10 protein-coding genes are annotated in these 7,923 nt (G+C 61.0%); 9 read left to right on the top strand and 1 reads right to left on the bottom strand.

What is annotated here, in order from left to right:
- Positions 1–417 precede the first annotated feature (417 nt).
- On the bottom strand, positions 418–1,350 hold the full coding sequence (locus VGL22_RS20805) for a TIGR01777 family oxidoreductase (protein ID WP_465268886.1): 933 nt from the start codon (positions 1,348–1,350) through the stop codon (positions 418–420).
- A 128-nt stretch (positions 1,351–1,478) separates the two neighbouring features.
- Here VGL22_RS20805 and VGL22_RS20800 point away from each other — a divergent pair, with 128 nt between their 5' ends.
- The 9 genes from VGL22_RS20800 to VGL22_RS20760 all read left to right on the top strand — a co-directional run bounded on the left by VGL22_RS20800 (position 1,479) and on the right by VGL22_RS20760 (position 7,922).
- Positions 1,479–2,216, top strand: a complete 738-nt coding sequence (locus VGL22_RS20800; protein ID WP_465268885.1) for a helix-turn-helix domain-containing protein — start codon at positions 1,479–1,481, stop codon at positions 2,214–2,216.
- Positions 2,217–2,452: 236 nt separating this feature from the next.
- Positions 2,453–3,598, top strand: coding sequence for a c-type cytochrome (locus tag VGL22_RS20795; protein ID WP_465268884.1), 1,146 nt, complete (start codon positions 2,453–2,455; stop codon positions 3,596–3,598).
- Positions 3,595–5,283 carry a hypothetical protein gene (locus VGL22_RS20790; RefSeq protein ID WP_465268883.1) on the top strand — a complete coding sequence of 563 codons (1,689 nt, stop codon included), beginning with the start codon at positions 3,595–3,597 and terminating at the stop codon, positions 5,281–5,283. Before VGL22_RS20795 ends, VGL22_RS20790 begins: the two co-directional genes overlap by 4 nt.
- Before the next feature lie 74 nt (positions 5,284–5,357).
- A complete protein-coding gene (locus VGL22_RS20785; RefSeq protein WP_465268882.1) occupies positions 5,358–5,825 on the top strand; it encodes a hypothetical protein in 468 nt (155 codons plus the stop codon).
- Positions 5,822–6,088: a monovalent cation/H+ antiporter complex subunit F gene (locus tag VGL22_RS20780; protein ID WP_465268881.1), complete on the top strand. Its 267-nt coding sequence runs from the start codon at positions 5,822–5,824 to the stop codon at positions 6,086–6,088. Before VGL22_RS20785 ends, VGL22_RS20780 begins: the two co-directional genes overlap by 4 nt.
- Positions 6,085–6,477 carry a cation:proton antiporter gene (locus tag VGL22_RS20775; protein ID WP_465268880.1) on the top strand — a complete coding sequence of 131 codons (393 nt, stop codon included), beginning with the start codon at positions 6,085–6,087 and terminating at the stop codon, positions 6,475–6,477. Before VGL22_RS20780 ends, VGL22_RS20775 begins: the two co-directional genes overlap by 4 nt.
- A complete protein-coding gene (locus VGL22_RS20770; protein WP_465268879.1) occupies positions 6,474–6,776 on the top strand; it encodes a Na(+)/H(+) antiporter subunit B in 303 nt (100 codons plus the stop codon). Before VGL22_RS20775 ends, VGL22_RS20770 begins: the two co-directional genes overlap by 4 nt.
- Positions 6,769–7,524 carry a hydrogen gas-evolving membrane-bound hydrogenase subunit E gene (mbhE, locus tag VGL22_RS20765; RefSeq protein ID WP_465268878.1) on the top strand — a complete coding sequence of 252 codons (756 nt, stop codon included), beginning with the start codon at positions 6,769–6,771 and terminating at the stop codon, positions 7,522–7,524. The genes VGL22_RS20770 and mbhE overlap by 8 nt, the downstream gene beginning before the upstream one ends.
- 41 nt (positions 7,525–7,565) lie before the next feature.
- Positions 7,566–7,922, top strand: coding sequence for a sodium:proton antiporter (locus VGL22_RS20760; protein WP_465268877.1), 357 nt, complete (start codon positions 7,566–7,568; stop codon positions 7,920–7,922).
- The last annotated feature ends 1 nt before the right edge of the window (position 7,923 follow it).

The raw sequence follows: 7,923 nt of genomic DNA, 5'->3' as shown, positions 1-7,923 counted from the left end.
GCAACTTCATGGCCGCTTCGCGCCCCGCGGGTACGAGGGACCTTGTCCCATGCACTGTGACAGCCCTCACAGCCATCCCCGCCCAAACCCCGCATACTTCCCTTCTGTTGGCTTCACGGCCGGCCCGGATTCCTATGCTTTCGCTGACCCATTCCGCAGCTTCAGACGCTAACGCTCCGAAATATCACACCGGGCAAATGTTTACCATTCAGTTACCTAGTGCACTTTTTCCGAGTTTTGCTCTCTTGAATTCTTTAAATTCTTATTTATCTATGACCTATCAACAAGTTACAGGTGATTCAGATCACCACGCGGAATGCCAAACTCGCATTCATACCCCGGAAGCGCTCGCATTTGCGCCAATTCCAAGTTGGAAGATGTTTACACAGAAGTAACTCCTACCCCCCCCCACCCCCCCTACTTTCCCGGCCCCTCACTCAAAATGGCCCGCAGCGCGGCATCCAGTTGCGGATGGGCGAACGAGAACCCTGACCGGCTCAGCCGCGTCGGATGCACACGAGCGCTGCCCAGCAGCGCCTCGTTCCCCATCTCCCCGAATACCGTCCGGAGCGCGAATGCCGGCACCGCCAGAAGCGCCGGCCGATGCAGGGATCGGGCCAGAGCCCGGGTGAAGTCGGCATTCCTGACCGGCTCGGGCGAGGTAAGGTTGAAGGGCCCCGAGAGCTCGGACGCAAGCAGAAACTGCACCGCCGACACAGCGTCATCCAGACTGATCCAGCTCATCCACTGCCTGCCGCTGCCGAGCCTCCCGCCCAGCCCCAACCGGAACGCCGGCAGCATCTTGGCCAGCGCTCCGCCCCGCGCCAGCACCACCCCAAACCGCAGAGACACAACCCGCGCTCCCGCCAGCTCAGCGGGGTCCGTCGCCGCTTCCCACGCCCGGCAGAGATCGGCCAGAAACCCCGTGCCGGCAGTAGAAGACTCGTCCAGTACTTCCTCGCCGCGGTCCCCGTAAATGCCCGTCGCGGATGCCACCAGCACAGCCGCCGGCGGCTGTGGAAGGCTCGCGAGAATCCCGCACAGCGTGCGCGTGGACTCCACGCGGCTCGTCCACATCTCCCGGCGGTACGCCGGCGTCCACCGCTGAGCCGCCACATTCGCGCCGGAAAGGTGAATGACGGCGGAAAGCCCATCCAGAACTGCGGGCTTTGCGATCGGTGCCGTTGCCCCCGGGTCCCACCGAACTTCCCGCGGCCCTGCGGGAGCCCGCCGAACCAGTTGCACAGTCTCCGCGCCCGCAGCGACGAGCGACGTGCGAAGCGCCGTGCCAACCAGACCCGATGCGCCGCTGAGAAGAAACCTGTGCCCCGCAAAACGCGTAGGACTCATGCATCCAGCATCTATGGGCAAGGCGCGTTCGCGCGCGGCCGATCGATTGCCGCTTTGACGCTGCTTTGGTACCATGCGAATAGATTTTGATCTGGGCAACAGCGGCAGCCCCAGCCGAGAGGGTTCCCATGAGCGATACCTCCACCGTCCGAACAGAAGAAACTCAGAAGACGCAGGTAGACAGCGAGACTGCGGAGCGATTCATCGCCGAGAAGCACATCGGCGAGCGAATCAAACGACTGCGCCTTAAAAAGTCCATGGGCCTGGTGGAACTTGGCAGGCATACCGGGCTTTCAGCCAGCTTCCTTTCCCAACTGGAAACCGGCCGCGTCGTCCCGACTCTGCGCAACCTGGCGCGCATCGCCATGGTGTTTTCGAAAGACCTTTCCTACTTCTTTGAGACAGAGCCGCAGGCCATGTTCCGCGTGCACCGTCGCAAAGAGAGGGTTCGCCTGCCGCAGACCGGCACGGACGCGCCGACATACTTCTTCGAGAGCCTGGGCTACATGGTGCCCGACCGCCACATGGACCCCTACTTCGCGGAGTTTGTCCCGTTGGGTCCCCAGCATGAGCCCAAGGCGCACCTCCACCCCGGTTATGAGTTCCTTTACGTGCTCGATGGAGAACTGACCTTGCATCACGGCGAGAACCGGTGCACGCTTGGCCCGGGCGACGCCGTGTATTTCGATTCGGCGACGGCGCACTCTTACTTGTGCCACGGACCAAAGCCCGCAAACGCGCTCATTGTGACTATGCACCAACCCCTGCCCCAGCCCACGGCTCAGCTGCGCAACGCATTTCCTCCGGGAATTCCGCGGCCCACGCCGGTCGCGGGACCTGTGCCGACTGTGGGCGAGCGGCGTTGATCCAGGGGATGCGTTCTGTGTAGGCTTGCACGCTCCAACTGCGGCTCGGGATTCCAACTCTCGGGCCATTCAATCAAGCTTACCTATGACTCAGTATTACGAATCTGTCATTTCGGAACACGTGCCGCATCGCGCCTCGTCAAATCCGCATCCACTCTTGCAACAGCCTTCAGGTTGATTTCATGCAGCAGCCGATATCCTGAACGGGAAATCTGGAGCGGGCGGCTGGAGGACGTTTGGGCGTAGACAGAAAGCGATGCAAGCACCTTGTTTGGGTCTGGGGTCCACTGACCGTCCTCGCTCTTTCATCCATGTTGGTGATTGCGCAAAGGCTGAATCTGAAGCGCAAGCCGGATGTCCAGAACGGCAAGCAGGTCTTCAACAGCGGCTGCAATACCTGCCATGGGCCAACGGGAAAAGGCGCCGCCGAGACCAGCACTGTATTCAAGCGACCGAGCACATTTCCTGATTTCACAGACTGCGGTGGAACCACGCCGGAGGCGGATTCTCAGTGGAAAGGCGTGATTGTGCACGGGGGCCCTTACAAGGGCTTCTCCACCATCATGCCGACGTTCGGGCAGGTACTTTCACAAAATGACATCGACGATGTGATCTCCTACCTGCGGACGTTCTGCACGCAGCGCGGTTGGCCGCGGGGGGAGCTGAACCTGCCGCGGGCCATCGCGACGGAGAAGGCCTTCCCGGAAAACGAACTGGTGCTTACGACCGCGGCGAACGCGACCGGCGCGCCCACATGGGAAACGCACGCGATCCACGAACAGGCGTTCGGCAAGCGCGACCAGATCGAGATCGACGTGCCGTGGAATCTCGAGGACATCAATCACAGCTATTCGAGCCACATTGGAGACATGACCATCGGCTTGAAGCATGTGATGTTCTCCAACCTGCGCACGGGATCCATCTTGAGCCTTCAGGGCGGCGTGCTTCCGCCTACCGGCAGCACAAAGCTGGGCGGCGCGGGCACCACGGTATTCGAACCCTTTGCGGCCTTCGATCAATTGTGGCGCACCAACACCTGGGTGCAGTTTCAGATGGGAGCGGACCTGCCGGCGGATACCAAAAAATCGCCGCAAGGCTTGTTCTGGTACACAGCGCTGGGGCAGACGATCGCGCCGGACCAGAGACTGGGACGGCAATGGTCGCCGATGGTAGAGTTCCTGGCCAACCGCAATCTTGTGGACGGGGCTAAGACCGACTGGGACGTGTTGCCGGAAATGCAGGTGACGCTGAGCCCGCGCCAGCACATCCGCGCCGACGTAGGCGTGCGTACCCCTTTCACCGACACCGCCGGAAGGCACCCGCAGGTGCAGTTTTACATTTTGTGGGACTGGGCTGACGGAAAGTTCTGGGAGGGCTGGTGAGGGCGGCGCACAGTCAGACGTGGATGTTGGCGGCAATCGTCGCTCTGGGTGCGGCGCCGTTACTGCGCACCGGTGCAGTGCAGGCGGCTTCGCACCCGCATTCGGATCCGAAGGAGGAGTTCCGCACGTCCGACCGGTGCCAGGCGTGCCACAACGGGCTGAAGGCGCGGAACGGCGAGGACATTTCGATCGGATTTCAGTGGCGGGCGAGCGTCATGGCGAACGCAGGCCGTGACCCCTATTGGCAGGGAAGCGTGCGCAGGGAGACGATTGACCATCCTGAGTCGTCAGAGGAGATCCAGAACGATTGCTCCACGTGCCACATGCCCATGCAGCACCTGGCTGACCGCGATGTTGGCCAGAAGACGTCAGTGCTGTCGCGACTTCCGTTTGCGGCGGAACACGACCGCTTTGCGGCATACAAGGATGGGGTGTCGTGTTCTGTTTGCCACCAGGTTGAAGCCAAAGGATTGGGCACGCCGGACACCTTCAACGGCAATGTGGCGGTTGCGGCTTCGGCGAATAAGAAGGAACGGCCTGAGTACGGACCGTTCGCCGTGGATTCAGGCCATCAGCGCGTAATGCAGTCATCCACCAAAGGGTTTGTGCCGACGGAAGCTGCGCATATCCGCGATGCGGGACTATGCGGGAGTTGCCACACGCTCTATACGACCGCGCGAGGACCAGGCGGCAAGGAACTGGGCAGACTGCCAGAGCAGATGCCGTTCCTCGAGTGGCAGCACAGCGATTACAACGATCGGGAATCATGCCAGAGCTGTCACATGCCTGAGGTGACGGAGCCAACGCGGATTACCTCAGTATTCGGGCCGGAACGCACGGGAATGCACCGGCATGTATTTGTCGGGGGGAACATCTTGCTGCCGCAGGTGCTGAACGAGCATCGCGATGAACTGGACACCCAAGCGCTGCCGGAGGAACTCAAGGATGCAGTGGGCCGCACGACCGAGTTCCTGAAGACGCGCTCGGCGCGAGTGAACATTCAGATCGTTCAGCAGAGCTCGCGCGGTTTGGAATTTGCTGTGCGCGTCGAAAACCTCACAGGGCACAAGCTGCCGACGGCGTATCCATCGCGGCGGGCGTGGCTGCACGTGAGGGTTCGCGATGCAGCGGACGGTGTGGTGTTCGAATCCGGGGCTCTGCGGCTGGATGGATCGATTATGGGCAACGACAACGATGCGGACCCGAAGCAGTTCGAGCCCCACTACACGGAGATCACGAAACCGGACGAGGTGCAGATCTTCGAGCCGATCCTGAAGGACATGGATGGAAACGTTACGACAGGGCTGATCGCGGCGGTCGGGTACTTGAAGGACAACCGGATTCTGCCGGCCGGGTTCGACAAGAAGACCGCGGTGGCAGATGTATCGGTGAAAGGCAGAGCGGAAGACGATCCGAATTTCACCGGCGGCTCGAGCGTGACCCGTTACGTGGTGCCGGCCGGTAATGCGCCGCTGCACATAGAGGCAGAGTTGTGGTATCAGCCGGTGGGATTTCGCTGGGCGCATAACTTGGAACCCTATAAGGCAGCCGAACCCCAGCGCTGGGTGAAGTATTACAACGAAAATGCGGCGCAAAATGCGGTGATGCTGGCGCGGGCGGAGGTGATGCAGCCCAAGATCACTGCGCATGTGAAGATCGCGCCAGGAACTCAGGCATCCTTCTAACGCCGCATCCCTTCTCACCGCACATGGAAGGAGCGGCGAACCATCGGCGCGCCAAAGTGCGTCCGGGAAGACTGTTGATCAGTGTCGCGTTCGCGACAGGGCTGTGGATCCTGCTTGTCTCCTCGTCTATCAACAAGCACGAAATGCTGGTGGGCGCCGCGTGTGTCATTCCAACCATCGTGTTCGCGTTCTTCACGGCCCAGTGCATGGACGTGAGGTTCGGGCTTCGACTGCGCGATCTCGCGGAGGCATGGCGGATTCCTTGGTACATCGGCTCCGACACCGTGACCGTTACCCGGGTTCTGATCAAGGATCTGATGCATATACGGCGCGCGGGCAGTCTGTTCCGCGTGTGCGGGTTCGACACCAGTAAACACGACCCGGTTCGCATTGCGCGAACTGTGCTGGCGGTAGCCTGCAGCACGTGCTCGCCAAACACGATCGTGATCGGGATCGATCAGACGCAATCGCGTATGCTGTTTCACCAGATTGAGCGAAGCAGCGTGTCCACCATGACCAAGCGGATGGGGGCAAGGGGATGAGCATGCTGGCCGCGAATCCCTGGCTGTTTGCGGCTGGTGCGGTGGCCACCACCCTCATTCCCTGCGCGGACATGTGCCTGAGGGGATCGCCGGAGCGGCGGCTGGTGGGTATGGAAATGACGAGCGTGCTGATCACGGTGACCATGACACTGCTCACCATAGGGTTTGGGCGCATGCCCCTGATCGATATCCCCCTTGCGCTGGCCATCATGAGCTTCGGCGGCGGCCTGGTGTTCGCGCGCTTCTTTGAGAAGCATCTATGACCGTTCATCAGATCGTCGTCTCCGGACTGCTTGTGGCAGTCGTGCTGGCGTGCTGGATCGGTGCCTTGGGAACATGGAGTATGTCGCATCCGATCCAGTCCCTGCACTATCTGGCGCTGCCCGCAACGGCGGGTATTGGCGCTCTGACGCTGGCCGTGTTTATGGAAACCGGCCTTGGAGCCACCAGCATGAAGACGCTCCTGATTGCGCTCGTGATCTTGGCGTTCAACTCCGTGGTGACGCACGCCACGGCGCGCGCCTTTCGCGCGCGCGAATTGGGACACTGGGAGCCGCTGGATGGAGACCCGATGGAGTTTGTGCCGAGCACGCATCATCCTGCCCGATCGGAAGCGGAACCTGCCGACAATGTAGAGGAGAGCCGAGCATGATGTGGGTGGGCGCGGGAATCCTTATGCTCGTGGGAGTAAGCGGCTTTGCGGTGGTGCGGACGCGCGACGTGACAGCGCAGATCGTAGCCTTGGGATTCTACGGGCTGGTGATGGCGTTGATGTTTTTCTTCTTTCAAGCGCCTGACGTGGCCCTGTCGCAGGTAACGGTGGGCGCGGTGGCGCTGCCGCTGATGGTCATGCTGGCACTCTCTCGGATGCGCTACCGCAAGACAGCGCTGCGCGCCCAAACTCAACGGAAAAATTCCAAACAGGGCGGAAAGGGGAACGAGCATGAGTGAGCGCGTGCGGCTGTTTGCGTTCCTTCTGTTCGGCGGCTTGTTCCTGGCACTCTATTGCTACGCGATCATGGATCTGCCGGCGTGGGGCTTCTATCGCGGCCCCTATGGAGACGTGATCGCAGGCGTTGCCGTGTTCGAGCGGCATGCCACCGACGTGGTGAATGCCATCAACTACGACTATCGCGCTGTGGATACGCTGGGCGAGGAGTTCATTCTTTTCACGGCGGTGCTGGGCGTCATGATGCTGCTGCGGCGTGAGCGCGGCGAGAAGAAGAAATCTCGATCCGTCGAAAGCGTTCCGGACAGGCGCGTGCTCTCAACGACCATTCAGGCGGTAAGTGTGCCGGCCGTGTTCCTGACCGTGCTGTTCGGGCTTTACATCGGACTGCATGGGCAACTGACCCCGGGCGGTGGGTTTCAGGCCGGTGTCATTCTGGCAACGGCGCCAATCCTTGTCTATCTTGCGCAGAATACGGAAGCTTTCAGGCGAATCACCTCGCATCCGGTGATGGAGTTCATTGAAGCCCTCGGCGCCGGTTCGTACGCGATGATCGGCCTCACGGCACTGGGGTTCGGCCTGCCGCTGCTGACGAATTTCTTGCCGCTAGGTGAGACCGGCGACGTATTTTCGTCCGGGACCATTGCGCTCATCAGCGCGATGGTGGGCGCGGAGGTAACAGCGGCGTTTCTGCTGGTGGCCTACACCTATCTTGAGGAAATCATCAGCGGCGAGTTATCAGAGGAGTAAAGCTCGGAAGAAATTAAGCAGGCGAGTGGAGGTACCCGAAAATGCCGCCGCATATGGAACTGCTGCCTTACATCGTGGCTGGATGGCTATTCTTTTGTGGGCTCTATGGGATTGTGACGAGCCGCCACCTCGTGCATTGCGTCATTTGCCTGGCTGTGCTGCAGACCTCAACGTACGTGCTGTTGCTGGGGATCGGCTACAGGCTGGGAGGCTCGGCGCCGGTGTTCGCTGATATCTCGCCGGGTAAGGTGGTTGTCGATCCAGTGGTGCAGGCGCTGATGCTGACAGACGTGGTCGTAGAGGCTGTGGTTGTGGCGCTGATGCTGGCCCTCGTGGTAAAGGCATACGAGAAGTCAGGCTGCATCGACCCCAAGGACCTGAGCACGCTGCGAGGCTGAG

This window comes from Occallatibacter sp. (assembly GCF_036502485.1).
GTDB lineage: Bacteria > Acidobacteriota > Terriglobia > Terriglobales > Acidobacteriaceae > Telmatobacter.
The sequence above is the reverse complement of the archived record's forward strand: the minus strand, read 5'-3'. Positions and strand labels throughout refer to the sequence as shown.